The organism is Methylophilus sp. DMC18 (assembly GCF_056314005.1).
Map to the genome: position 1 here is coordinate 383,096 of NZ_JBQUZE010000003.1, position 25,488 is coordinate 408,583.

Below are 25,488 nucleotides of genomic sequence, written 5' to 3' on the forward strand. Positions count from 1 at the left end.
TGCGGAGAAAACCCGCTTGCATGCAGGGGGCACGCTTGCATTTTTTGTGATTGCCCGCAACAATGCAGGTATTCTGCAATTCTGAAAAGTTCCTTATGGTTGAATCACAAAACCGCCAGTCTAGACGCGAACAACACACCACCCTGCGGCAGCGCGGGATTTACCTGCTACCCAACCTGTTTACCTCAGCTTCGCTATTTGGCGGTTTTTACGCGATCGTGCAGGCGATGAACCAGCACTTTGAGCAGTCAGCGATTGCGATTTTTATTGCCATGGTGATGGATGGCCTGGATGGCCGTGTGGCACGCATGACCAATACCCAAAGTGCGTTTGGCGCTGAATATGACAGCTTGGCAGACATGGTGTCGTTCGGGGTCGCCCCGGCGCTGATCATGTATGTGTGGGCCTTGCAGCCCATGAACAAGCTGGGCTGGATTGCGGCGTTTATTTATGCGGCCTGTGCCGCCTTGCGCCTGGCCCGGTTCAATACCAAGCTGGATGATCCCTTTCAGGACAAGCGCTACTTTCAGGGCTTGCCAAGTCCGGCCGCCGCAGCCTTGATTGCCGGCTTTGTCTGGGTGTCTTATGAATACAATATCGATGGCCGCGAGATTTTCTTTGGCGCCTTGCAGGTGAAATGGATTGCCTGGTTTATCACTATTTTTGCCGCAGGCTCTATGGTCTCTGATCTCAAGTTCTACAGCGGCAAGGATATCAACCTAAGACATTCGGTGCCGTTTGTAGCCATTCTGGCGGTGGTGATGGCCTTTGTGCTGATTTCATACAGCCCGCCAGAAGTGTTGTTTAGCGTGGTGTTTGTGTATGCCTTGTCTGGCTATTACATGTGGGCACGCGAGCGGCTGCAAGCCAAAAATACTGCCTAGTGCAGAGTCTTCTCTAAAACGCGCTTGGCTAAGCGCGTTTTTTATTTGACGCCTGCGGTGTGGGCGCGGTTATAGTCATTTAAAGGACAAGCGGGTAAAATCCGGCTGTCAGATTAGGAATATTCATGGAACAAATTATTATTTTTGATACCACGCTGCGTGACGGCGAACAAAGCCCCGGCGCGGCGATGACTAAAGAAGAAAAAATCCGCATTGCGCGCCAGTTGGAGAAATTGGGCGTGGATGTGATTGAAGCCGGGTTTGCTGCCGCCAGCCCCGGTGATTTTGACGCGATTTCCGAGATCGCCAAGGTGATTAAAACCTCTACCGTTTGCTCGCTGGCACGAGCCAGTGAAAACGATGTGCGCCGTGCCGGCGAGGCGATCAAGCATGCCGTCCGTGGCCGTATCCATACGTTTATTGCCACCAGCAAAATCCATATGGAAAACAAGCTGCGCATGACGGAAGACCAGGTGGTTGAGCGTGCTGTGCAAGCCGTCAAATGGGCGCGTGAGTATACTGAGGATGTCGAGTTTTCTGCGGAAGATGCGGTACGCTCAGAGATTGATTTTCTGGTGCGCGTGTTTGAGGCCGTGATTGAAGCGGGCGCCAAAACCATTAACGTCCCGGATACGGTGGGTTACAGCCTGCCTGCGGTGTGGGGCGAGCGCTTTGCCACCTTGATCCAGCGCGTCAAGGGCGCGGACAAAGTGGTCTGGTCTACCCATTGCCATAACGACCTCGGCATGGCGGTCGCCAACTCGCTGTCAGCAGTCATGAATGGTGCACGTCAGGTCGAGTGCACAATCAACGGCCTGGGCGAGCGCGCCGGGAATGCCAGTCTAGAAGAAGTCGTCATGGCAATTAAAACCCGTAGCGATATTTTCAACCTGAACACGCGCATTGATACCACGCAAATCGTGCCGTCGTCCAAGTTGGTGTCAACCATCACCGGCTATCCTGTGCAGCCGAATAAAGCTATTGTCGGTGCCAACGCGTTTGCGCATGAGTCTGGCATCCATCAGGATGGCGTGCTCAAGCATCGTGAGACCTATGAAATCATGCGTGCCGAAGATGTGGGCTGGGGTGCCAATAAATTGACGCTGGGCAAACTGTCTGGCCGCAATGCGTTTAGAACCCGGTTGAAAGAATTGGGCATTGAGCTCGAAAGTGAAGACGCGCTCAATGCGGCGTTTGCGCGCTTTAAAGAGCTGGCTGACAAAAAATCGGAAATCTTTGACGAAGATTTGCACGCGCTAGTGAGTGATGAAGTGGTGCAGGAAAGCCGCGAAATGTTCAAGCTGAGCTACTTGCAAGTGGCCTCGCAAACCGGCGAGATCCCGCACGCGATTTTGACCCTGAGTGTGGATGGTAGCGAGCAGCGTACCGAAGCCAATGGCGGTGGTCCGGTCGATGCGACCTTCAAGGCGATTGAAAACGTGGTGCAAAGTGATTCCGAGTTGCTGCTGTATTCGGTCAACAACATCACCAGTGGCACCGATGCGCAAGGGGAGGTGACCGTGCGTTTATCCAAGGGTGGGCGCATCGTCAATGGTCAGGGCGCCGATACCGATATTGTCGTCGCCTCCGCTAAAGCTTATCTGAATGGCCTCAACAAGCTGTATGCAAAAGCAGAAAAATTGAACCCGCAAGTGTAAGCAGGCTCTGAACAAACGCTTGTTGCCTGCGGGTAACAAGCGTTTTCTTTTTTCAACCATGACACCCTGGAAAGGCAAGCCGCAATGACGCAAAGAAATCATTGGTTGTTGGTGACCATTGCGCTGGCTTGTACCTACTTTATCTGGGGCTCAACTTACCTCGCGATTAAGTATGCGATTGAGAGCTTTCCGCCCTTTGTGATGGTGGGGCTGCGTTTTACCATTGCCGGTAGCCTGTTATATGTCAGTTTGCGCTTGCTCGGGCATGCGCCGCCGACACGCTTGCAGTGGCGTGGCGCGGCCTTGGTTGGCCTGCTGTTGCCCGTGCTGGGCAATGGGACGGTGTCACATGTGCAACTGCATGTCTCCTCCAGCGTTGCGGCCTTGGCGATTGCGACTGCGCCCATCTGGATGGCGGTTTTTTCCAGCCTGTGGGGGCACACAATCAGCCGCCGCGAATGGTTGGGCATTGCGATTGGTCTGATTGGGATTTTGTTGCTGAATACCCGCGGCAGCCTGCAAGGCGACTGGGTCAGTGCCTGCTTGCTGATGTTTGCAGCCGCATGCTGGTCATTGGGATCGGTCTGGGGCAAACATTTGTCTATGCCTTCCGGGCTCATGGGTGCCGCTAGCCAGATGTTGTGTGGCGGGATCATTGCGTTTTTATTCAGTATCGCCTTTGGCGAGCATATGCCTGCGCAGGTGTCGCCCCGGGCATGGGTGGCGCTGGGCTTTATGATCGTGCCTGGGTCTATTATTGCTTTTTCTGCCTACCATTGGTTATTGCATCATGTGCGTCCCCTGGTCGCCAGTAGCAACACCTTTGTCAATCCGGTGGTCGCCTTTGTCGTCGGCGTCTGGTTTGCCGACGAACAGATATACCTCATGGAATATATTTCGCTGGCCGTGATTCTGGTCGGCGTCTTTTTAGTGCTGACGGCAACCAAAGAAGCCGTGCCCGATGAACAGATTGTTTAATGTTGATTAAAGAAATGAAGCGTGATGAAACAAAACCTGGCCTTATTTGACTTGGACAACACCCTGCTGGCGGGGGATAGCGACTATAACTGGAGCGTGTTTTTGATTAGTGAAGGCCTGCTGGATGGCGCGCAGCACAAGGCGCGCAACGAGCAGTTTTACGAAGACTATAAAAACGGCTGTCTGGATATTTATGCTTTTCTCAATTTCCAGTTGCAGCCTTTGTCGCAACATCCCAAAGCGTTTCTGGATGAGTTGCACAAAAAATATATGACCAACGTCATCCGCCCGATGATGACGCAAAAAGCACAAAACCTGGTCAACCAGCACAAAGCCAACGGTGATTTGTGCATGATCATTACCGCGACTAACAGCTTTGTCACCAAGCCGATTGCCACCGCATACGGCATCGAGCATCTCATTGGCACCGATCCTGAAATGGTGGATGGGCAATATACTGGTGGCGTCAGTGGCACGCCCAGCTTTCAGCAAGGCAAGGTGACGCGTCTGAACGAGTGGCTGGCTGCACGTGGTCAGCGCTTGGCCGATTTTGAGAAAAGTTATTTTTACAGTGACTCACACAACGATTTGCCACTCATGAAACTGGTGACCAATCCGGTCGCTGTGGATGCGGACCCTACGCTGACCGCCTACGCGCAAGGCCAAGGCTGGCCTATCATCAGTCTGCGAAACTAATAAGAGCCGTGTATGCTGGCAGGCGCTAAATAATTAGCGCCCCAGCACCACGTGTAACACAAAGCGGCTGCCTATATACGCCAGCAGCAGCAAGACAAAGCCCACCAGCGTCCAGCGCGTGGCGACTTTGCCCCGCCAGCCATATTTAAAGCGCCCGAACAGCAGCCAGGCGTAGATCATCCATGAGGCAATCGAAAACACGGTTTTGTGGTTGAACTGCAAGGGTTTGCCAAAAATTTCTTCGCTGAATAACATACCGCTGATCAAGGTAATCGTCAGCAAGACAAAACCCACGTGCAACACTTTAAACAAAAGCGCATCTAGCACCAGTAACGGTGGAAAGCCTTGCAGCGCCAGCCAGCTGTTTTTTTGGTGCAAGGCGCGCTCGGCCATGCGCATCAGGCACGCATGCAGCGCCGCAAAGGTAAACAGGCTGTAAGCCAGTATGGCGATCAGGATATGCAGGTTAAACAGGGTGAAGCCGTGGGTATCCACATAATAGTCTGTCACCGCAAAGCCTGGCATCAGCACGCAAAGCGCGGCAGGCGGCAAGACGAAGGCCTGCAAGCTGTGTAATGAATGTTTTAAATCGGCCACCCAGTAAATCAACACCGTCAGCCATAAAATCGCCGACAGCGCGTAATACACCCCCAAATTAACTGAGCCGATAGCAAACATATCCCGATAGAGCAGGCCGCCATGCATGACCAGTCCCAGCGCCACCATCGCGCCGTGCAGTTGAAACGGAAAAGCATTTTCATTGACCGGTTTGCCCTGTTTGGCAATGCGCCAGTAATCGAGCGCCACCGCCATATAGACAAACGCGACAATCAGGTAAGGGAGCAGGTGTTGAGTCATGCTTGGCATTATGGCAAAACTCATTGCATTCGCCTAGGGTTACTGCCGCGCAAACGCCGGATGCATGCGCTTTATTGCAAGGGTTGCCCCACCATGATGTAAAATCACTTTATACAAATTTCATGAATGATGAAAGAAAGGCCTTCCATGCTGGAAAACCTGACCGGCCGTTTGCAGGGCGTGATTAAAAACCTGCGCGGCCAAGCCCGTTTGACTGAAGACAATATTGCCGATGCCATGCGCGAAGTCCGCATGGCCCTACTGGAGGCCGACGTGGCCCTGCCAGTAGTTAAAGACTTTATTGCACGCGTGAAAGAGCGTGCTAATGGCCGCGACGTATTGCAAAGCCTCACCCCCGGCCAGGCCGTGATTGAGGTAGTGAATGATGAACTCACCGAGCTCATGGGTAAAGCCAACGTCGGCCTTAACCTGGCCGCTGTGCCGCCTGTGGTGATTTTGATGGCAGGTTTGCAGGGGGCAGGTAAAACCACCACCTCAGGCAAGCTGGCCAAGCTGCTCAAAGAGCAAAAGAAAAAAGTCCTGCTGGCCAGTGCCGACGTTTACCGCCCTGCGGCGATTACCCAGCTGCAAACGCTGGCCAAACAGCTCGAGATCGACTGCTTTGATTCCAACCCACAGCAAAAGCCGCTGGACATTGCTGCGCAGGTCATGGATCAAGCCAAAAAGAATTACTACGATGTGGTGATTTTTGATACGGCCGGTCGTTTAGCCATTGATGAAGCCATGATGGCCGAAATCAAAGACCTGCATGCCTACCTCAAGCCCACTGAGACCTTGTTTGTGGTCGACGCCATGCAAGGCCAGGATGCCGTCAACACCGCCAAAGCGTTTGGCGAAACATTGCCACTGACAGGCGTCATCGTCACCAAGCTGGACGGCGATGCACGCGGCGGTGCTGCGCTCTCGGTGCGCCACGTCACCGGCAAGCCGATCAAGTTTATCGGTGTGAGTGAAAAAGTGGATGGCTTGGAGCCATTCCACCCAGACCGCATGGCGGGCCGTATCCTCGGCATGGGCGACGTTTTAAGCCTGATTGAAGAAGCGCATAAAAAGGTCGATATGGCCGAGGCGCAAAAAGTCGCCGACAAAATCAAGTCTGGTGCCAAGTTTGACCTCGAAGACTTTAAAGCGCAGATGCTGCAAATGCGCAAAATGGGCGGCATGGCCTCACTCATGGACAAAATGCCCAGCCAGATTTCCGGCATGGCGCAAAAGATCAACACCGACGACGTGGATAAATCCATGCGCCGCATCGAAGGCATCATTAATAGCATGACGGCAGAAGAGCGCCGCAAACCCGAGCTGATTAAAGCCACGCGCAAAAAACGGATCGCCGCCGGTAGCGGTGTGCAAGTGCAAGACGTCAACCGCCTGCTCAATCAATTTGAAGAAACGCAAAAGATGATGAAGATGTTTAGCAAAGGTGGCATGGCCAAGCTGATGCGGGGCATGGGAGGCATGATGGGCGGAAAATTCCCCGGAATGTAAAGCAAAAAATCGGGATGAATAAAAAAATAAACTTTTTATACAAAAAAAGCCAAAACAGCATTGACCAAATTTAATTCATCCCCCATAATCGCGTTCTTTCAAATTTGACGCAAAACAAAGCGGCAGACAAGAAACAGATGGGGTGTTAGCTCAGCTGGTAGAGCAGCGGACTTTTAATCCGTTTGTCGTGGGTTCGATCCCCGCACACCCTACCAAATACTAAGCGGCTTGCAGAGATGCAAGCCGCTTTTATTTTATTGTGCCGTACACTAAATCGTAACCAAAAAATAAAGAATCTAATCGAGATGCTGCATAATTAAAAGGTAATCGTTCAAGTTGAGTATAAATACTCATAATGGGAAAAAATATGAGCAATAAAAATCAAGAGCATTCATGTTTTCAGAGATTGCTTTATGGGACAACAAACCTTTTTCTCTTCATAGCAGGATCAGCAAATCTTTTGGCTGGAACGATGGCCGCATTCAATTCAACTCCTGCGATTGCCGCAACATCTTTAACAGCGGCTCTTGTGCTCCTTTTTGCAGCCACTATTGACCGTTTTGAGTCATTAAAAGGGCTAGGGATTGAGGCCAAAACCAGGCAGCTTGCTCAGAAATTAAACCAAGCAGATGAAGCAATGGATAAACTCAGAGAGATGACAGAGTTAGCCGGTGCAAATCTAGTAGGACTAAAGTGTGGAGTTGGACGATTGGATTCAGCACCTGGCCCTAAGGAATTAATCGAGTTCGCTGACAAGATCAGGGCAATGATGAAAAGTTTAGGGTCTTCAGATAAAGCTATCAATGATGCACTCACCCCTTGGGCTTTCACTATGTGCTTTGATATGGCCCATGCAAAACTAAAACCTTTGAAGCAAGAGCTTCGTAACCGTGAAAAAGCGATTAGGGATCAACTTAAGGCAACAATTTCACAGGTAAATCCGTCTATCCATGAGCAATTAAATCAGCAATTGGTAGAAATTGCGAAATTTAATGAAAAAATAAATGACCTCTTTAACTTGAAAGTTCATGATTTCCCTGAAAAATTCATGGATTACTTTGAAAATGTTCCTGTTCTGACAACAGCAGAAGTCCAGCCCTTTAAAGACTCAGCAAAGGATATAACCTTGGACATGACCTCTTTGAAGACAAATCGAGTGTTAATCCATCCAGATAAATGGATTGATTTGATAAACAAATCCCGCAACATTTCATCATGACTAGTAAAAGGGTTTGCTAATGATTCGGAAAAACTTAAGAAGGGCACAGCAAGTAAAAGAAAAATCAGTCCCATTCTGGAAAGATAAGAATTTCATAATGTGGGCACTACCAATTATTGTGCCGTCAGCATCAGTAATTTTTGATTCTACTTATTTAAGATATTTCGATATACCAATTTTATTCGCTGAGATTAATTTATACATAATTTTGTATGTTTTTATCGCAATGATAGTCTTAATTCTTGTTCTGAATTTGGGATTGTTAGCTGCCCAAACTTTGGCCGATAGTAAGTACTCTCTCTTAAAGGTACTAGTTCAACCAGTCCCCTTCATGGTTGCCACTGTAGTGGCTATTTTCGACTTTTTTTCATATCACTCATACTGGAATGCGGTAATACTTTATTTGCTATTGATTTCAGCCAGCATGCTGATAGCAGTATTTGACGATAAAAAAATTAAATATAGCAATAGAGTGAATAGTCAATTCCAGTTTCTTGCTACTGGAGTGAAAGTAATCAATACCCCCGCTGGTCGAATTTACGAAAGAACTGGAACACTGGTGTTCTATCTTTTTGTAGCCTTCTTAGCAATGCTAGTTAGTGAAAACATTGCTTCAAGATACGACATGCAGGTACTAAAAGATAAACCAAATACTATTGTTATCAAAAGAAATAACAACGTCTTCATTTTAAAAAAATATGATCCTGCAACTAATATTCTAGAGGAGGGATACCAATTAGCTTCTATTGATACTCCTAATCTAAATCTAGAGCTTATGACAATAGAAAATCCAAGATTTTTAAAATCAAAATCGGATGTTGAATATTCAATCAAAGAAAAACAAAGACAAGAAAAAGATGAAAAGGAAATTGAAAATAGCCTGAATAATCTAATTCGTTATTTTGACGGTATAAAGCTAAAAATACACGATTTGATAACTTATCTATCATCACTGGATTTATTGGGGCTAAGCGACTCCAACGCTCAAGCTGATGGAAAATAAACTCCTCCTAACGTAGCTGAAACGTAACTTCAGTAGGCTTATTTGTACTAACTTAGACTGAATATGGCTAACATTACAAATTTGCGAGCGTTGTAAGTTATTGATTAATATATACCTGTAATGCGATTAGCAGGAGTTCAGCTTTCTTTTAATCCGTTTGTCGTGGGTTCGATCCCCGCACACCCTACCAAATAAATCAAAGGCCTATGAGAAATCATAGGCTTTTGTCATTTTGTAGCGTGACGTAAACGTGACGCGAAATCCACGACATTGGATTCATGTTTCGATTCAATCCGCGAAGCGGCAATCGTTAATTGCTCAGTTGCAAACTTCGCATAGCGATCCACCATTGTGCGAGACTTCCAGCCGCCCAAGTCTTTCAACTTGTCGCAAGTCGTTCCCGCCTGACGATGCCAAGATGTCCAGGTATGCCGCAGGTCATGAAAGCGTAAATCAAATAATCCCGCTTTCTTCACTGCCGTTTACCAAGCATGATTGGTAATCGCTCGTTTGATTGGTTGTCCCTGATAGGTAAACACGTATTGATCGTGATCGCCCAGCAGCTCTTCCAATACCCATACGATCAGCAATTGCATAGATATGCTTATTCACCCTTAAAGGATGATGTATAGCATTTTGTGTTTATGCTAAATCCCGCCTATTTAAAATTTTTCTTTAAATAAAACCCTCTTGTTCAGAGCAAAAATCCTTAATAAAATATCGGTTAGCTAAGTAAATGTTTTTGACGTTTTTCGCATCATGTCTATCAGTAGTTTGTACAACAATTCATCTGACGTAAACCGTCGTTTGTGGCGCAAAAAGTCTCAGTTAATTGATAGTACTGGACGCGCTTATACTGCAGTTACCCACGATATTTCCATGAGCGGGATGAGCCTGTTTGCGGATAAGTATTACAAGCCGGGGCAGGTGTGTGATGTGGAGATTCCGGTGGCGGCTGAGTCTGGCTTGCGCAAATACAGGTTTAACTGCCGGGTGGTTTTTTCATCCTTGTGCGGGATGCGGGGATTCAGGACCAATTTGGAGTTTCTGGATGTGCCGTCAGAAAATAAACACTTGATTCAGTCAGTGATGTCCAGATAAGCGTGTGGGCAGATGGTCGCCACGAGAGATGCAAAGACCCAGGGTGTGTGCCTTGGGTCTTTTTCTTTTTTGCTCACTGTTTTTTGCTCAGGCTGCACTTTTTCCAGGTGTAGGCGCCGCAGGTCATCAAGTAGAGGATGGCGGAGAAGATGTTGAGGACGGGGACCATGCTCCTGAAGGTGAGGAAGAAGGCTTTGCCCAGGGCGTGCCTGGGAGTGTTGAATTCGCAGTTTCTGAATTCAATCAGCGAGCCGATGGCGGAGATAATGAGTGGTACCAAATAGAATGCCGAGAATACCTTAAAGTCCATTTTGTGCCCCCGAGTTGTTTTTATGATTATAAATATATCTGGTTTAATGCGGTTTGGGGATGATTCCCGCGCTTGAGGTCTAGTGGTGACATTTTGCATGCAGGGGATGGGCTGGTTATTTTTAAACGCTTGTATTAGCATCTTTGCTGGGGTAATTGTTGGTCTGGTGATGTTTGTATTTTGCGCCATACCCCTGTCTTAAACTTGTCTGGTCGTGTTGATGTCTGGCCGGTCTGTATCACTGATTCATCTGTATCAGTCAATTTGTCGGATGTTTATCTGTGTAATTGGCGAATTGATTTTAGTCACTTCCCTTAAATTAATGTGCGGGGGCTTAAGCTGGACATCCATGACTGCACAAAAAAACATATTCGCAGGGCAGGGCGCGCTTATCAGAATGATATGGCTGATAGGCTTGTGTGTTCTATTGTGTTGCCTATATTTGGCGACGGGCGATGATTTTTCTGCCGAGGCGGGTTCTGTCAGTTTGCTTCTGGTGATCGGCCTGGTGGTGTGGACTGTGGGCGGCTGGTTGGCCTGGCGCCAGCAAGTGCTCTTCAGGCGACGTGTGGAGGCACAGCAGGCTGAAGCCAGCGCGCAGCATCTGCAGCTGAATCAGCTCTACATGGCTTTAAGCCAGTGTAATCAGTTAATTATTCAAAGTCAGAATCAGCAGGCTTTGTTTGATCAGGTTTGCCGCATTATTGTACATCTGGGCCACGCGAATCTGGTTTGGGTCGGTGAGCTGGACCACGACACCAAGCAGGTTCGGGTGGCGAGTGCTTATGGCTCAGGGCTTGAGTATCTCGATCAACTGACCATTACGGCAGATCCTTCACAGGTCAGTGGCAGAGGACCTTGTGGGTTGGCGATTGTGTCAGACCATCCTTACTGGGTACAGCATTTCCAAACGCATCCGGTCACCGCGCCCTGGCATGACAAAGCCAAGGAGTTCAATTGGCATTCAGCCGCTTTTTTACCGTTGCATACAGAAGGTCGGGTGATAGGTTGCCTGGCATTGTATGCCCAGCAGCCGCAGGCGTTTCATGAAAATATCCAGCATTTGCTCAAGGACATGGCGGCCAATATTGATTTTGCGCTGGACCGCTTTGCGGTAGAGGCGCAGCGCACGGCTTTTAGGCGGGATTTGCAGATCAGTGAGCAGCGCGCGCAGCTTGTGCTTGAAAACGCGCTGGATGCGATTGTGAATATTGATCAGGCCGGGCGGATTGTAGAGTGGAATCGGGCGGCCAGCCAACTGTTTGGCTATGCGCGGGCTGATGTCATGGGACGCGATCTGGGCGAGGTCATTGTCCCTTCCGCTTACAGGGAGGCGCATCATCAGGGCATGCTGCGCTTGCAGCAAACCGGCCAATCTACACTACTGGGCAAGTTGATTGAGATCACGGCGATCCGGCGCGATGGTCAGGAGTTTCCAATCGAGCTGACGATTGTTGAAATCGAGCGCGACGATGATCGTTATTACAGCGCGTTTATCCGCGACATTACCACGCGAAAACAGGCTGAGGAACGCATTCGATTTCTGGCTAATTATGACGCCTTGACCGGGCTGCCGAATCGCAACCTGCTCACCGAGCGCGTGATGGCTGAAATCGAAAAAGCCTGGGATCAGGATGGGCAGTTTGCGTTGATGTTTCTCGACCTGGACCACTTTAAGGACGTGAATGATAGTCTGGGCCATCGCTACGGAGATAATCTGCTGGTGGCACTGACCAAGCGCTTTCAGGCCATGGTGCGCCCGCAAGATACGATTTGTCGCCTGGGCGGTGACGAGTTTGTCTTTCTGCTGACTGAGGCCGATCAGGCGATGGCCAAGGACATGGTCGAGCGCCTGCTCAAGGTGGTTGAGTTGCCTGTGATTATTGACCAGTATGAGTTAACGATCACGGCCTCGATTGGTGTGGCGATTTATCCTGATGACGGGCTGGATATGGAAAGCCTGCAACGCAATGCGGATGTTGCCATGTACCGTGCCAAGCAGGAGAGTCGTAACAGTTTCCGTTTTTTTAGTAATCATATGCAATTGCAAACGGCGCGCAATTTGCAATTGGTGAATGGCCTGCGTCACGCCATTGCCTTGGGGCAATTGGCAGTGTATTACCAGCCACAAATTGCACTGGAGAATGGGCAGTTGGTTGGCGTGGAGGCATTGTTGCGATGGCAGCATCCACAGTTGGGCTTTATCTCGCCTGCAGAGTTTATTCCACTGGCGGAGTCTAACGGGCTGATTATTGCCATTGGTAGCTGGGTACTGGAACAGGCGACGCAGCAAATTCAGCGTTGGCAGCAGCTGGGGTTACACAAGATGACGGTCTCGGTCAACCTCTCCAGCATTCAGTTCCGTGATCCAAAATTACCTGCGCTGGTGAAAAGCACGCTTGAGCGCTATGACGTGGCACCAGATTGTCTGGAGCTTGAACTGACCGAAGGTGTAGCCCTCGAGAACCCCATGGGGGCGGTGACCATGATGGATGCGCTCAACGCGCTAGGCGTACGGCTGTCGATTGACGACTTCGGGACTGGCTATTCGTCTTTAAGCTATCTCAAAAAATTCAAGGTCTACAAGCTCAAGGTCGATCAGTCTTTTGTGCGCGACCTCACCACCGATGATGAAGACAAGGCCATTGTCATTGCCATCATTCAACTGGCGCGCAGCCTGGGCCTGAAAACCATTGCCGAAGGGGTGGAAACGCCTGAACAACAAGCCTTTTTGCAGGCGCAAGGCTGTGATGAAATGCAAGGCTACCTGTTAAGCAAACCCATGCAAGTCGAGGATGCCACCGCATTCTTGCTGGCCTATCCGCACCGTGACTAATCGCTAATCGCACGATCTCTGGCCCTTATTTACCACCGCTATCACGCCTGTTGTCATTTTGGTTGACTTTATAAATGATAATCATTATCATTTAATCTAAATCAGCTAAAGGAGGCTTGTGATGAAACGTCAAACTGTTGTGGGTAAAACCATGCTGGCCGGCAACACCGCATGCAAAGTACTTTATCACCAGTCATCAGACATGGTGGAGCTCGAAGTGGGCGGAACTACGCTCAAGTTTGAAGCAGACAGCTTTATTGTGATTAATGAAATGTTGCGCAAGGCGGCGGCACGGATTGTGATGCAGACCGAGATTGCGATGACGGTTTAGAGAGGAGAACACACCATGCAAACCATGACTATGCCTGCCATGCGTTATGACCCCAGCTTGCCCGATGCCGAGTCTGTGATGGCCTCGCTGCTATATGTGGCGACGTTATATATCAAAAAACCCACCTATGACCTGGCCAAACAGGCGTTGCGGCTAGCTGAAACATTGGCTGCGCCAGAATACGCGGATTCCGACCTGATATGTCACGTGTCGCGCCGCATGTGCGTGCACTGGACCCTGCTAGTCAATGAACATGAGCAGGCCAGCCTGGCACTGGCGACCATCTAAGCGCGCGCTTTTGGTGCTGATGGATGAACCCTGATCGACGAATGGTAGAAAGAAAACATGATGTGTAAAAGAATATTATTGTCCGGCCAAAGCGGGTTTCGCGTGCACTATTGTGAAACCCACCGTACGATTGAACTGGAAATAGGTGCTATGAGTTTGCGGCTTGATGAAGACGCGCTGGCGGTGATGAGCGATGCGCTCTCTGAGTCGCTCAGTAAACTACAGGCGTTACAAGCGTCACAAGGTTCATTTCGCGCCTTTATGCGCCAGCTCAATATGCCTGACTAGGCGGCTATCCCTGGCGGCAATAAAAAAGCTGTGATGAATGACATCACAGCTTTTTTATTTGGGCGAGAGTCCCGTGTGTGCTTAGCCAGGGATTTTGGCAGAAACGTTTTTAGTCAAATTGCTCAATGTTTTGTTGAGCCCATCAAAGTCATCATTAGACAGGCCGGTATCGCAGGCCACGCGCTTTTGCACGGTTGACAGTTTGCTACGCAAGGCTTGACCTTCTTCAGTCAGGCTGACAATCACTACGCGCTCATCATCTTTCTGGCGGGTACGCTTGGTCAGTTTTTTGACTTCCAGTCGTTTGACCACAGGCGTAATCGTGGCAGGCTCCAGTAATAACTTCTCTGCAATTTCTTTAATTGAGAGTTGTTTGTATTGCCACAAGGCGACCAGAACCAGATATTGCGGATAAGTCAGATTTAACTTATCAAGGTCAGGCTTATAAGACCGCAATAAGGCATGAGTAGCGGAATACAACGAAAAACATAATTGATTTTCTAAGTATAAATTTGGCATAGTTAAAATTATATTGTCATTAATATGTATAAAGACAATTACAGCACCATTTATCGAGGGTGTCCATAGTTGTCGTGTAGGAGTATGTAACTAATGTTACATAATAATCGTTAAATCTTATCGTATTGAGCTTACAGCAGCCTTGCAATGCGTCTCAATTGAAACCCTCTGAAACACTCTTTCTGGGCTAAAATAAAGGCCATGAAATTTCTCTTGTTGCATTTGTGATTGCTTGCCTGCCTGATGTTGCCCTCTGTTACTTTTCTTGACCTCGAAACCACCGGGGCCACACCACTCAAAGACCGGATTACCGAAATTGCGCTGGTGCGTTTTGACCACGGCGTTGAAACGGCACGCTGGCAAACACTGGTCAACCCGCAACAGCCTATCCCGCCGTTTATTCAATCGCTGACAGGCATCAATGACGGCATGGTGGCCGAGGCGCCAACGTTTGCTGAGGTTGCAGACACCTTGCTTGCTTTTCTTGAGGGCACGGTGTTGGCAGCACACAATGTACGCTTTGATCATGGGTTTTTAAAGACCGAATTCAAGCGCATAGGCATCACCTTGCGGCAAAAAGTATTGTGTACGGTCAAGCTGTCACGATTGCTTTATCCGCAACACTATAGTCATGGCATAGATGCGATTGTGGCACGCCACCAGATCACTGGCCTGGCCAGACACCGCGCCATGGGCGATGTGGAGGCGATACTGGTCATGCTCAACGATGCGCGTCGAGAGCTTGGCGAAGAGGCCGTGAAAGCTGCCGCGCTTAAACTGATGTCAGCCCCAACTCTGCCACCGCATATTGATGCCAGCTTGGTCGGCGAGTTGCCTGAGGCGCCGGGTGTCTACCTGTTTTATGGCGAGAATGACTTGCCCCTGTATATCGGTAAAAGTGTCAATCTGCGCGCACGCGTACTGTCGCATTTTAGCAGCGACCACGCCTCGACCAAAGAAATGCGCATGACGCAGGAGATGAAGCGTTTTGAATGGATCGCGACCGCCGGTGAGTTCAGTGCCTTGTTGCTGGAGTCGCGGCTGGTCAAGGAGCGGCAGCCCATTTATAACCGTCAGCTTCGCCGCGAACGCTCTTTATGCAGCTGGCAGATTGATCCGGCCGCGCAACCTTTAGTCAGGCTGGTGCATGAGGATGAGATTGATCCTAGCCAGATGTCCCATTTGTTTGGCACCTTTAGAAGCAAGCGCCAGGCTGTGGAAACCTTGCGCAAGATTGCTGAACTCAGTCATTTATGTGTCAAGGCCCTGGGGCTGGAACCCGGCCGCAGTGGGCCTTGTTTTGCCTTTCAGCTCAGGCGCTGCAAAGGTGTATGCTGCGGACAGGAGTCGCCTGAAATGCATGCTCTGCGCGTACAACAGGCGCTCATGGCACACAAGCTGAAAGTCTGGCCCTATCGTGGCAAGATTGGCATTGAGGAATATGACCTGGAGCATGATCTGCGTCAGATTCATGTGTTTGAGCACTGGGTCTATCTGGGCGTGGCAGAAGACGATGAAAGTTTAAATGCCTTGCGTGCGCAAACCACAGCGCTCAAGTTTGATCTGGATAGTTACAAACTGCTACTGAAAATGCTGGCGCATAAAAAGACCCGCGTACTCGATTTGGCTGACTAAGCAGAGGGTGGGCTCAGCCATGGTACGCGGGCAAGGGGTGCTGTCAGGTCAGGGCTGATAGAAGGTGCTGTCCGTGCTGACTTTTTCGCCGCTGGATAAGGCAGTCACTTCTATCTTGATGCGTTGGCTGCCATGTTGGTTGCCGGCGGGGGCCAACAGGCTCATCGGCACCAGGACTTCCTGTGTCGGCTGCGCAGTCAGTGTTTGCTCACTTTCGATCTGCAAGCCATCCAGGCCAATTGCACGTAACTGATAGCTTTCGCGGTGCTCGGTGGCATTGGTCAGGTGCAGCTGGTAAGCGTTTTCGATGCCCTGGCTGGTTTCTCGGTATAGGATGTTGCGGTCGCGCATGATATCGACCTTGAAATCCGGTTTGTGTAGCAAGCCGTATCCCAGCCAGGCGATCATCAAGACAAATAAACTGCTGTAAATCAGTACGCGCGGACGCAATAAATGGGAACTGAGCGCGTGCTGGTCTGTGGCGCCTGCCGCAGAAAAACGAATCAGGTCACGCGGATAGTGCATTTTGTCCATCACGTCATTGCAGGCATCAATACACAAGCCGCAACTAATGCATTCATATTGCAGTCCATTACGGATATCAATGCCTACCGGGCACACCTGTACGCAGATACTGCAATCGATGCAAGCGCCCAGTCCCTGTGACTGGTAGTCCTGACCCTTTGCGCGGTGACCGCGCGGTTCGCCACGCGTACTGTCATAGGCGACGATCAGGGTGTGGTTATCAAACATCGCACTCTGAAAGCGCGCATAGGGGCACATATGTTTGCATACCTGTTCGCGCAAGAAGCCTGCGTTGCCATAGGTCGCCAGGCTGTAAAAGCCAAGCCAGAAGCAGGACCAGCCACCCAACTGCCATTGCGTGAGGTCAGTGACAAGCTCGCGGATGGGCGTAAAGTAACCGACAAAACTCAAGCCGGTGATCAGTGAAAAGCCGAGCCAGACCGAGTGTTTACTTAATTTGAGGCCAGTTTTGCGTAGCCCCCAGGGTTGGGCATCCAGCTTTTGCCTGGCCAGGCGGTCGCCTTCTATGCGGCGTTCCATCCACAAGAAAATTTCGGTATACACCGACTGCGGGCAAGAAAAGCCACACCAGAGCCGGCCTGCCACCGCTGTAAACAAAAATAATCCGACCGCACAAATGATCAGTAGCATGGCCAGATAAAACAGGTCCTGTGGAAAGATCACCAGGCCAAACAGATAAAAGCGATGCGTATCAATATCGAGCAAGAACGCCTGGCGGCCGCCATATTGCAGCCAGGGCAAACCGTAAAACACCAGTTGTGTGGCCCAGATCATGAACCAGCGCCAGTTTTTAAAATAGCCGCTGACACTGCGCGGGTAGACTTTGCTGGTTTTCTGATACAGCGAAATCGTTTGTTCGCTGGCAGGGGCAGCCACAATCGGGATCACGGGTTTGCTACGGGAAGCGGTCATACAGGCACTCTATCTTGATGAAGACGTGTGTAGTGTAGAGGGCGGGATTAATTTAAAACAGATTCAGTTTTTAAATAAAAAACCATATCAGATGGGCTGACTTGTTCGTTGACTATTGCATCCACTGCCCCAGAGTCTCTATCGCCTGCCTGTGCTCTGCATTGAGCGGGTGGCCATAGTTCAGGCGCACATATCCGGCATATTGCTGTTGCGAGGAAAACAAGTGCCCAGGGGCGAGGCTGATATTGTGCTGGATGGCTTGCTGAAACAACTTCAGGCTATCCTGATGGCCGGGCAGTTGCAGCCATAAGAAATAGCCGCCTTGCGGCAGGGTGTAGCGCACCTCAGCAGGAAAGGATTGATGAATGGCTTGGGTAAATTGCAGTTGTTGCAACATAAGCTGGTGACGCAGTTGGCGCAAGTGTTTGTCGTAACCGCCTTTCGCCAGATAGCTGGCCAGGGCCAGCTGTGCCGGAATCGAGGTTGCCAGGGTCGTGGAGAGTTTGAGGCGTGTGATAGTTTCGCTGAAGCGCCCGGCGGAAACCCAGCCGACGCGGTATCCGGGCGCGAGCGATTTTGAAAATGAACTGCAATGCATGACCCAGCCGTCGTTGTCCCAGGTTTTGGCTGGTAAAGGCCGCTGTTTGCCAAAATACAATTCGCGGTAGACGTCATCCTCAATCAGCGGTAACTGGTGGCGGGTAATCAGGGCCACCAGCGCCTGTTTTTTCGGCTCAGGCATCAGGCTGCCTGTCGGGTTCTGAAAATTGGTCATGAGCCAGCACGCTTTTGGGTGATGCTGAAGGATTGCTTGCTCAAGTGCCACCAGGTCTATGCCCAGATCAGGGTCACTAGGCACCTCGATGGCTTTCAGCCCCATGCGCTCGATGGCTTGCAGTGCGGCATAAAAACTGGGCGATTCGATGATCACACTATCGCCCGGTTGCGTGACCGCGGCCAGGCATAAGTTCAGTGCTTCCATGGCGCCATTGGTCACCACGATCTCATGCGGATTCGTCGGCTTGCCGTCCAGCTGGTAGCGTAATGCAATCTGCCGCCGCAGTTCGACATCACCCTGGCCGATATCACTGATGGTCAGTTGTGGCTGCATGCGGCGCACCGTGCTGGCCATATGATCGGCCAGTCTGGCAAGCGGGAACAGGGAAGGGCTGGGAAACGCCGAGCCAAACGGGATTTGTTGCGGGTCTTTGATGCGCTCCAGCAGCGTGAACACCAGGTCGCTGACTTGCAGTTTGGTCGGGTGGCTAGCATTGTGAGCTGCTTGTGGCAACAGGCGCTCGCTGCGTAACGGCCCCGCCACATAGTAACCAGAGCGCGGGCGCGTCACAATCAGGCCGCGGGCCTCCAGCAGATAATATGCCTGAAACACGGTCGAAGCATTCACCTGTTTGCTGGCCTGGATGTGCCGGATAGAAGGCAGTTTGTCTCCCCGTTTGAGCAAGCCTTGCTGAATCGCACTGGCGATCTCTTCGGCAATCATTTCGTATTTTTTCAAGCCATGGTCCTGACAGGGGGATTATCTGATATGGTCAATTTAAAGCAAACTGCCTCTGTGATGCAATCAGCGTAGGCGTTAAGCTTGTCTTTTTCAGCAGGCGGCAGGACGAATGACTGACACAGGGAAAATTCATACGGGGGTTGAGCAAATGACTCAGCACAACAAAAAGCTGTACGGCGTCACATTGCGAGATGGCCAGTCTTTACAGCTTGCCGTGCAAGATATGTTTACCGTGCAATTAATGCAACACAGCCGGGTTCTGCTCAATGTGCGATTTCAGCCTTTGAGCTCGCTGAATAACCTGGAAATGCAACCGGTGTATCGGGTGGCGGACATGCAAATGGACAAGCAGATTGATCCCGTGCTGGAAGAGGAGTTGCTCATGTGCGTGTTTGCAGTCTACCGCTATTACACACGTGGCAGTATTCGTCCCTGGCGATCTAGGGTAAACTAGCCGCTTTGGTGCCAGCGCTGGCTGCCATCCACCGTTCCTGCACGCGATTGAAACGATGCATAAATATATTTGCATTCCCGAATAAATTGCGTATAATTGCGGGTTCTTTAAAAGGCGATGTTTAAGGCATTATTATGTACGCAGTGATTAAAACAGGTGGCAAACAGTACAAAGTAGCCGCTGGTGACAAAGTAAAAGTTGAGAAATTGACTGGCGACGTTGGCTCCACAGTAGTGATCGACAAAGTGTTGTTGATTGCAGACGGCGAGACAACTACGATTGGTGCACCGTTGGTAGCTGGTGCAAAAGTGAATGCCACAGTGGTTTCACATGGCCGTGGTGACAAAGTGATGATCTTCAAAATGCGTCGTCGTAAGCACTACCGCAAGACGCAAGGTCATCGTCAGAGCTACACAGAAATTCAAATCGACACTATTTCAGCAAAATAAGCACGTTCTGCTTGAGTAGAGCAGATTGCTAGAATAAGGAATCAAACATGGCACACAAAAAAGCAGGCGGTAGTTCACGTAACGGTCGCGACTCACAAGCCAAACGCCTGGGCGTTAAAGCCTTCGGTGAAACAGTTGTCAACGCGGGTAGCATCATCGTGCGTCAGCGCGGGACTAAAATGCACGCTGGTGAAAACGTTGGCATGGGCAAAGATCACACCCTGTATGCACTGGTAGAAGGCAAAGTAAAATTTGCTGTAAAAGGCGCATTGAAGCGTCATACCGTGAGTATCGAAGCGGTCTAATCGCACTTTTATGAAAAAAGCCCTGTCGCTTGACGGGGCTTTTTACTTTATAGTTATCAGATTGTAGCCTTGTATGGTTGTGCGCTGGATTGTCCGCGCGCAGTGAGAATTTTAAGATGCAGTGCAAGGCGCACGGTAGGCCCAAGCTTGCAATACACACAGGTTTTGAGCACCGAGTTACGCAGTAATGCGCTTAAAGGCAAATTGAATCATGAAGTTTATTGACGAAGCGACTATCAAAGTCTACGCCGGTGACGGCGGCAACGGTGTTGCCACGTTCCGCCGTGAGAAATACGAGCCTATGGGCGGCCCTAATGGCGGCGACGGTGGCCGTGGTGGTTCCATCTTTGTCATTGCAGACCGCAATATCAATACCCTGGTCGATTACCGTTACACGCGGACCTTCAAGGCCGAGCGTGGCGAAAATGGCAGCGGTTCCGATTGCTATGGCAAGGGGGGTGACGACATGATACTGCGTGTGCCTGTCGGCACGACCATCAGCGATAAGGCCACCGGCCAGATGATGGTGGACTTGAATACTGATGGCCAGAAAGTGCTGATTGCCAAAGGCGGCAACGGCGGTCTGGGGAATATCCATTTTAAAACCAGTACCAACCGTTCTCCACGTCAATGTACCAAGGGTGAGCCTGGTGAAGCTTTTGAGTTATATTTCGAGCTGAAAGTATTGGCCGATGTGGGCTTGCTGGGGATGCCTAATGCCGGTAAGTCGACGTTTATTCGCTCGGTGTCTGCCGCCAAGCCCAAGGTCGCCGATTATCCTTTTACCACATTGCACCCTAACCTCGGCGTGGTGCGGGTCGATAGCAATCGCAGCTTTGTGATTGCCGATGTGCCTGGCCTGATTGAGGGCGCGGCGGAGGGGGCTGGACTGGGACATCAGTTCCTGCGTCATTTGCAACGCACCTCCTTGCTGTTGCACCTAGTCGATATTGCGCCGTTTGATGAGAGCGTCGATCCGGTGCAGGAAGCCAAGGCCATCGTCAACGAGTTGAAAAAATACGATCAAGAACTTTACGACAAACCCCGCTGGCTGGTGCTGAATAAAATCGATATGCTGGAAGACAGTGCGCAAAAAGTGGCTGACTTTATTAAAGCCTATGGCTGGGATGGACCGGTATTTCCTATCTCCGCCATTAGCGGTGTTGGTTGCCAGGCCTTGACCTACGCCATCATGGATCATATAGACCAGACGCGTGCGCAACGTGACCTTGAAGAGACTCCCGTCCAACCGATCACAGAATAGTTTTATGAGCGTTTCACTCATACAAGACAGTAAAACCCTGATCGTCAAGGTGGGTTCCAGCCTGGTGACTAACAATGGTCAGGGCCTGGATAAGACGGCGATTGCCGCTTGGGCACAGCAAATCAGTGCCTTGGTCAAGCAGGGCAAACAAGTTGTGCTGGTCTCCAGTGGTGCGGTTGCCGAAGGCATGCAGCGACTGGGCTGGAAAAAACGCCCGGTAGAGGTCAATGAGCTGCAGGCCGCTGCGGCCGTTGGTCAAATGGGCCTGGTGCAGATGTATGAACAATGCTTTGCGCAACACGGGTTGCACACGGCGCAATTGCTGCTCACCCACGAAGATCTGGCCGACCGCAAGCGCTACCTCAATGCGCGCTCCACCTTGCGCACACTGCTAGACCTCAATGTCATCCCGATTATCAATGAAAACGATACGGTGGTGACCGAAGAAATCCGTTTCGGCGATAACGACACCCTGGGTGCGCTGGTGGCGAATCTGATTGAAGCAGATGCGCTGATCATCCTGACTGATCAAAAAGGCCTGTATTCCGCGGACCCGCGTAAAGACCCGAATGCCGTGTTTATCAATTTTGAAACCGCAGGCAATCCTGCGCTCGAAAGCATGGCAGGCGGCGCAGGCAGCTCAGTGGGTACTGGCGGCATGTTAACCAAGATATTGGCCGCTAAGCGCGCCGCCAACAGTGGCGCACATACCGTGATTGCATCAGGACGCGAGCCGGAAGTGCTGGTACGTTTGAGTCAGGGCGAGGCGATTGGGACGCACCTGCAAGCCGTGAGAATGAAAACGCTGGCTAAAAAGCAATGGTTGGCGGATCATCTGCGCGTGGGTGGTAAATTGGTGCTGGATGACGGCGCGGTGAATGTCCTGACCAACGAGGGTAAAAGCTTGCTGCCGATTGGCGTGGTGGATGTGCTGGGCCAGTTTGAGCGCGGCGATGTGGTGGCTTGCGTCGATGCTGCGGGTAAGGAATGGGCACGCGGCATTGTCAATTACAATGCCAATGAAGTACGACGGATTAAACGTAAGCCCAGTAGCGAAATAGAAAGCGTGCTGGGGTATGTGGAAGAAAAAGAATTGATACACCGGGACAATCTGGTGTTGTTATAAGCAAACGTAGTTGGCCGCAGAAGCCAGCTGCGCATGACAAGTGAACACATTGATTAAAAGGTAACGGGATGAGTAAACCTTTGGTAGCCATTATTATGGGGTCGGACAGTGACTGGCCGGTGATGAAAAATGCCGCACAAATGCTGGCAGACTTTGGTGTCGCTTATGAAGCGCGTGTGGTATCTGCCCATCGTACGCCTGACCTGATGTTTGAGTTTGCTGAATCTGCCGCAGGCAATGGCTTTCAGGTGATTATTGCCGGGGCGGGCGGTGCTGCGCACTTGCCTGGCATGGTGGCAGCAAAAACCACCTTGCCGGTATTGGGTGTGCCCGTACCTTCCAAACATCTGCAAGGCCAGGATTCATTATTGTCTATCGTGCAGATGCCTAAAGGCATCCCGGTGGCGACCTTTGCCATTGGCGATGCCGGTGCGGCCAATGCCGGTTTGTTTGCGGTGGCGATGCTGGCCAATCAAGATCCGGCGTTAGCAGAAAAATTAACTACCTTCCGCAAAAAACAAGCTGAAAAAGTGCATGCAATGGAGTTGAGCGAAAAACCATGACATCATCCGTGATTCAACCTCCTGCCATGTTGGGCATGTTAGGCGGCGGCCAGCTGGGTCGCTTTTTTGTGATCGCAGCGCACGAGATGGGCTATAAAGTCACTGTGCTGGACCCTGACCAGAACAGTCCGGCAGGCATGATTGCCGATGTGCATTTATGTGCAGCCTATGACGATGCGGCCGCGCTGAAAACCATGGCGGAAACCTGCCAGGCCATCTCTACCGAATTTGAGAATGTACCGGCCGAGACGCTGGCTACCTTGGCTAAGTCTACCGTCGTGCATCCGAGCGCGGATGCGGTGGCGATTGCCCAGCATCGTGTGAAAGAAAAAACCTTCTTTAAAGAAGCTGGCTTGCCGGTGGGGCCGTTTGTGCCGGTGATGGCGGAGAGCGACTTGCCTGCCGATGGCGAGATGTATCCTGCCGTGCTCAAAGTGGCGCGCTTCGGTTACGATGGTAAAGGTCAGGCGCGTGTTGCCAACCGTGAGCAAGCGGTCGCTGCCTTTCAGGGCTTTAAGCAAGAAGTCTGCGTGCTGGAGAAAATGCTGCCTTTGGACCTGGAAGTGTCTGTGGTGCTGGCGCGGGATGCGCACGGCCATATTGCCGCTTTCCCCACGGCAGAAAACAGCCATTTGAATGGTATTCTGGATGTGAGTATCGCCCCTGCGCGCTGTTCTGAAGTGATCAAGGCCAATGCCCAAGAACTGGCCAAAAAACTGGCAACCAAACTCAACTATGTCGGCGTGCTGGGGGTGGAGTTCTTTGTGGTCGGCAACCAGTTGCTGGTGAATGAGATTGCGCCACGCCCTCATAACTCCGGCCATTACACTATCGATGCCTGTGTCACCAATCAGTTTGAACAGCAAGTGCGCGTGATCACCGGCCAAGCCTTGGGCAGTCCGCGCTTGCATAGCGATGCGGTGATGGTGAATATCCTGGGCGATAGCTGGCTGTACAGTGGTAAACAGGTAGAGCCAGCTTGGGATAAAGCCTTTGCCCACGGCAACCTCAAAATGCATTTGTATGGCAAGCATGAGCCGCGCAAAGGCCGCAAAATGGGCCATTTCACGGTGATTGGCGATGATGCGCAGGCTGTGTTGAATGCCGCTAAAGTGGCGCGTAGCGAGTTGCATATTGGTGAATAACTGTTTGCCAGCGCCATCAAAAAAGCCCGGTTATCCGGGCTTTTTTGTCTCTGAAGCAGGCAGGCTACGAAAGGTTTGCCTGCACCTGTTTTCTAAATTCAAGCGGTGCAGCAATTTGGTCAAACGTTTCTTTGGTGCCGCCTGTGCCTGTGACGGTAATCGTCCCAAAGCCGAATACTCTGCCGAGGATGCTTTGATTGACGCCTATGCCTTCCACCTTATGGAGCAATACTTCCAGCGAGTGGCGTCTGATAAAGCCAATCTTGATCAGCACGCGTTTGTTGGTAATGGCAAATTCAGAGGTCTTGTAGCGGATATAGCTGCTGATGCCACTGATCAAGGACAGCAACAAGCCGAGCAGGCTGATCGCCCATAATAGCTGGTTGGATTGTGCCAAGCGCAGATTAAATGCGCACGCCAACACGCTCAACAATAAGTAGATGAAGGTATTCAGGAAAATAATCCAGTGCATCTGCGCGCGGTAAATCACCGCTTCATTCTCAAGCAAGTTTTTGTCAATAAAACTCAAAGGGCTCTCCTGGGCAAAGATTGCAATTTCAGCTGTGATCATAGCAGCAACAGCGGTTTCGATAATGCGCTAGATCATCGTAATCAATAGATCAAGGCAATAAAAAAGCCGGACATCAGTCCGGCTTTTTTAGTATGCACCCCTACTGAAATTATTCAGCGGCTTTTTTCGCGCGAGGCTTGGCAGCTTTTTTAGCTGGTGCAGCTTCGGCTTTAGGGGCTGCTGCTTTTTTCACAGAAACCAAAGTTGCAGGTGCGTCACCGGACAATGCTTTGATTGCTGCAGTCAAACGGCTCTTGTGACGAGCAGCTTTGTTTTTGTGAATGATTTTTTTGTCAGCGATACGGTCGATCACGCTGACATTTTCTTGGTAAGAAGCCACAGCAGCAGCTTTGTCACCAGATTGAATCGCTTTGATTACTTTTTTGATCGCAGTACGCAAAGTTGAACGTAACGCAGCGTTGTGCGCGTTAACTTTGACGGATTGGCGCGCGCGTTTGCGAGCTTGTGCGGTATTTGCCATATTCGTTTTATCCTGTAACTTTCAAAAGGGGTGTGATACG

Annotated in this window: 27 protein-coding genes, 1 tRNA gene and 1 pseudogene; 22 read left to right on the plus strand and 7 right to left on the minus strand. The window is 50.6% G+C overall.

Annotation, left to right across the window (positions count from 1 at the left end; all coding sequences use genetic code 11):
* Nucleotides 1-95: 95 nt before the first annotated feature.
* The 4 genes from pssA to ACT53G_RS08855 all read left to right on the plus strand — a co-directional run bounded on the left by pssA (nt 96) and on the right by ACT53G_RS08855 (nt 4,216).
* Nucleotides 96-884, plus strand: a complete 789-nt coding sequence (pssA, locus tag ACT53G_RS08840) for a CDP-diacylglycerol--serine O-phosphatidyltransferase (RefSeq protein WP_476169184.1) — start codon at nt 96-98, stop codon at nt 882-884.
* A 125-nt stretch (nt 885-1,009) separates the two neighbouring features.
* Entirely contained in the window at nt 1,010-2,542 is a 1,533-nt protein-coding gene (locus ACT53G_RS08845) for a 2-isopropylmalate synthase (RefSeq protein WP_194748610.1), read from the plus strand.
* A gap of 84 nt (nt 2,543-2,626) precedes the next feature.
* A complete protein-coding gene (gene yedA, locus ACT53G_RS08850; protein WP_476169185.1) occupies nt 2,627-3,520 on the plus strand; it encodes a drug/metabolite exporter YedA in 894 nt (297 codons plus the stop codon).
* A 24-nt stretch (nt 3,521-3,544) separates the two neighbouring features.
* Nucleotides 3,545-4,216 (plus strand): histidinol-phosphatase, encoded by a 672-nt coding sequence (locus ACT53G_RS08855; RefSeq protein ID WP_476169186.1) that lies wholly within the window; start codon nt 3,545-3,547, stop codon nt 4,214-4,216.
* A 33-nt stretch (nt 4,217-4,249) separates the two neighbouring features.
* Here ACT53G_RS08855 and ACT53G_RS08860 read toward each other — a convergent pair whose 3' ends face one another.
* Entirely contained in the window at nt 4,250-5,083 is an 834-nt protein-coding gene (locus ACT53G_RS08860) for a cytochrome C assembly family protein (protein ID WP_476169316.1), read from the minus strand.
* A 138-nt stretch (nt 5,084-5,221) separates the two neighbouring features.
* Between ACT53G_RS08860 and ffh the strand changes: the two genes are divergently transcribed.
* The 4 genes from ffh to ACT53G_RS08880 all read left to right on the plus strand — a co-directional run bounded on the left by ffh (nt 5,222) and on the right by ACT53G_RS08880 (nt 8,805).
* Nucleotides 5,222-6,583 (plus strand): signal recognition particle protein, encoded by a 1,362-nt coding sequence (gene ffh / locus ACT53G_RS08865; protein ID WP_194749092.1) that lies wholly within the window; start codon nt 5,222-5,224, stop codon nt 6,581-6,583.
* Between the two features lie 139 nt (nt 6,584-6,722).
* Nucleotides 6,723-6,798 (plus strand) — tRNA-Lys (locus tag ACT53G_RS08870).
* Nucleotides 6,799-6,950: 152 nt separating this feature from the next.
* Nucleotides 6,951-7,802, plus strand: a complete 852-nt coding sequence (locus ACT53G_RS08875; protein WP_476169187.1) for a hypothetical protein — start codon at nt 6,951-6,953, stop codon at nt 7,800-7,802.
* Between the two features lie 19 nt (nt 7,803-7,821).
* On the plus strand, nt 7,822-8,805 hold the full coding sequence (locus ACT53G_RS08880; protein ID WP_476169188.1) for a hypothetical protein: 984 nt from the start codon (nt 7,822-7,824) through the stop codon (nt 8,803-8,805).
* A 227-nt stretch (nt 8,806-9,032) separates the two neighbouring features.
* Here ACT53G_RS08880 and ACT53G_RS08885 read toward each other — a convergent pair.
* Nucleotides 9,033-9,380, minus strand: a pseudogene (locus tag ACT53G_RS08885) (tyrosine-type recombinase/integrase); the annotation flags it as partial.
* Between the two features lie 184 nt (nt 9,381-9,564).
* On the opposite strand from ACT53G_RS08885, the gene ACT53G_RS08890 reads away from it, so the two are divergent.
* From ACT53G_RS08890 to ACT53G_RS08915, 6 genes are all read left to right on the plus strand, one after another.
* Nucleotides 9,565-9,906: a PilZ domain-containing protein gene (locus tag ACT53G_RS08890; RefSeq protein WP_194748605.1), complete on the plus strand. Its 342-nt coding sequence runs from the start codon at nt 9,565-9,567 to the stop codon at nt 9,904-9,906.
* 52 nt (nt 9,907-9,958) lie between these two features.
* Nucleotides 9,959-10,279 (plus strand): hypothetical protein, encoded by a 321-nt coding sequence (locus ACT53G_RS08895; protein ID WP_476169189.1) that lies wholly within the window; start codon nt 9,959-9,961, stop codon nt 10,277-10,279.
* Between the two features lie 334 nt (nt 10,280-10,613).
* Nucleotides 10,614-13,052 carry a putative bifunctional diguanylate cyclase/phosphodiesterase gene (locus tag ACT53G_RS08900; RefSeq protein WP_476169190.1) on the plus strand — a complete coding sequence of 813 codons (2,439 nt, stop codon included), beginning with the start codon at nt 10,614-10,616 and terminating at the stop codon, nt 13,050-13,052.
* 121 nt (nt 13,053-13,173) lie between these two features.
* Nucleotides 13,174-13,383 (plus strand): hypothetical protein, encoded by a 210-nt coding sequence (locus ACT53G_RS08905; RefSeq protein WP_194748602.1) that lies wholly within the window; start codon nt 13,174-13,176, stop codon nt 13,381-13,383.
* 15 nt (nt 13,384-13,398) lie between these two features.
* Nucleotides 13,399-13,671, plus strand: coding sequence for a hypothetical protein (locus ACT53G_RS08910; RefSeq protein ID WP_476169191.1), 273 nt, complete (start codon nt 13,399-13,401; stop codon nt 13,669-13,671).
* Between the two features lie 150 nt (nt 13,672-13,821).
* Nucleotides 13,822-13,959 (plus strand): hypothetical protein, encoded by a 138-nt coding sequence (locus ACT53G_RS08915; RefSeq protein ID WP_476169192.1) that lies wholly within the window; start codon nt 13,822-13,824, stop codon nt 13,957-13,959.
* 81 nt (nt 13,960-14,040) lie between these two features.
* On the opposite strand, the gene ACT53G_RS08920 is transcribed toward ACT53G_RS08915, so the two are convergent.
* Nucleotides 14,041-14,415 (minus strand): MarR family winged helix-turn-helix transcriptional regulator, encoded by a 375-nt coding sequence (locus ACT53G_RS08920; protein ID WP_228518828.1) that lies wholly within the window; start codon nt 14,413-14,415, stop codon nt 14,041-14,043.
* Nucleotides 14,416-14,721: 306 nt separating this feature from the next.
* Here ACT53G_RS08920 and ACT53G_RS08925 point away from each other — a divergent pair, with 306 nt between their 5' ends.
* Nucleotides 14,722-16,113, plus strand: coding sequence for a 3'-5' exonuclease family protein (locus tag ACT53G_RS08925; protein WP_338655201.1), 1,392 nt, complete (start codon nt 14,722-14,724; stop codon nt 16,111-16,113).
* Nucleotides 16,114-16,161: 48 nt separating this feature from the next.
* Here the strand turns inward: ACT53G_RS08925 and ccoG are convergent, their stop codons facing one another.
* On the minus strand, nt 16,162-17,571 hold the full coding sequence (ccoG, locus tag ACT53G_RS08930) for a cytochrome c oxidase accessory protein CcoG (protein WP_476169193.1): 1,410 nt from the start codon (nt 17,569-17,571) through the stop codon (nt 16,162-16,164).
* Nucleotides 17,572-17,683: 112 nt separating this feature from the next.
* A complete protein-coding gene (locus tag ACT53G_RS08935; RefSeq protein WP_476169194.1) occupies nt 17,684-19,087 on the minus strand; it encodes an aminotransferase-like domain-containing protein in 1,404 nt (467 codons plus the stop codon).
* A 112-nt stretch (nt 19,088-19,199) separates the two neighbouring features.
* On the opposite strand from ACT53G_RS08935, the gene ACT53G_RS08940 reads away from it, so the two are divergent.
* From ACT53G_RS08940 to ACT53G_RS08970, 7 genes are all read left to right on the plus strand, one after another.
* The gene (locus ACT53G_RS08940) at nt 19,200-19,544 is read left to right on the plus strand and encodes a hypothetical protein (RefSeq protein WP_476169195.1); all 345 of its coding nucleotides are present in this window, start codon (nt 19,200-19,202) and stop codon (nt 19,542-19,544) included.
* 134 nt (nt 19,545-19,678) lie between these two features.
* The gene (rplU, locus tag ACT53G_RS08945; RefSeq protein WP_018986099.1) at nt 19,679-19,993 is read left to right on the plus strand and encodes a 50S ribosomal protein L21; all 315 of its coding nucleotides are present in this window, start codon (nt 19,679-19,681) and stop codon (nt 19,991-19,993) included.
* Between the two features lie 47 nt (nt 19,994-20,040).
* Nucleotides 20,041-20,298 (plus strand): 50S ribosomal protein L27, encoded by a 258-nt coding sequence (gene rpmA, locus ACT53G_RS08950; protein ID WP_049637894.1) that lies wholly within the window; start codon nt 20,041-20,043, stop codon nt 20,296-20,298.
* 211 nt (nt 20,299-20,509) lie between these two features.
* A complete protein-coding gene (gene cgtA, locus ACT53G_RS08955; protein ID WP_275356202.1) occupies nt 20,510-21,562 on the plus strand; it encodes an Obg family GTPase CgtA in 1,053 nt (350 codons plus the stop codon).
* A gap of 4 nt (nt 21,563-21,566) precedes the next feature.
* Entirely contained in the window at nt 21,567-22,688 is a 1,122-nt protein-coding gene (gene proB / locus ACT53G_RS08960; RefSeq protein WP_476169196.1) for a glutamate 5-kinase, read from the plus strand.
* 68 nt (nt 22,689-22,756) lie between these two features.
* Nucleotides 22,757-23,251: a 5-(carboxyamino)imidazole ribonucleotide mutase gene (gene purE, locus ACT53G_RS08965; RefSeq protein WP_338655186.1), complete on the plus strand. Its 495-nt coding sequence runs from the start codon at nt 22,757-22,759 to the stop codon at nt 23,249-23,251.
* Complete coding sequence (locus ACT53G_RS08970) at nt 23,248-24,396, plus strand: 5-(carboxyamino)imidazole ribonucleotide synthase (RefSeq protein ID WP_476153877.1); 1,149 nt, start codon at nt 23,248-23,250, stop codon at nt 24,394-24,396. Before purE ends, ACT53G_RS08970 begins: the two co-directional genes overlap by 4 nt.
* Before the next feature lie 64 nt (nt 24,397-24,460).
* Here ACT53G_RS08970 and ACT53G_RS08975 read toward each other — a convergent pair whose 3' ends face one another.
* Together ACT53G_RS08975 and rpsT are read right to left on the minus strand one after the other, a co-directional pair.
* A complete protein-coding gene (locus ACT53G_RS08975) occupies nt 24,461-24,925 on the minus strand; it encodes a PH domain-containing protein (protein WP_476153879.1) in 465 nt (154 codons plus the stop codon).
* A gap of 151 nt (nt 24,926-25,076) precedes the next feature.
* The gene (gene rpsT / locus ACT53G_RS08980) at nt 25,077-25,448 is read right to left on the minus strand and encodes a 30S ribosomal protein S20 (protein WP_194748589.1); all 372 of its coding nucleotides are present in this window, start codon (nt 25,446-25,448) and stop codon (nt 25,077-25,079) included.
* Nucleotides 25,449-25,488: the final 40 nt, after the last annotated feature.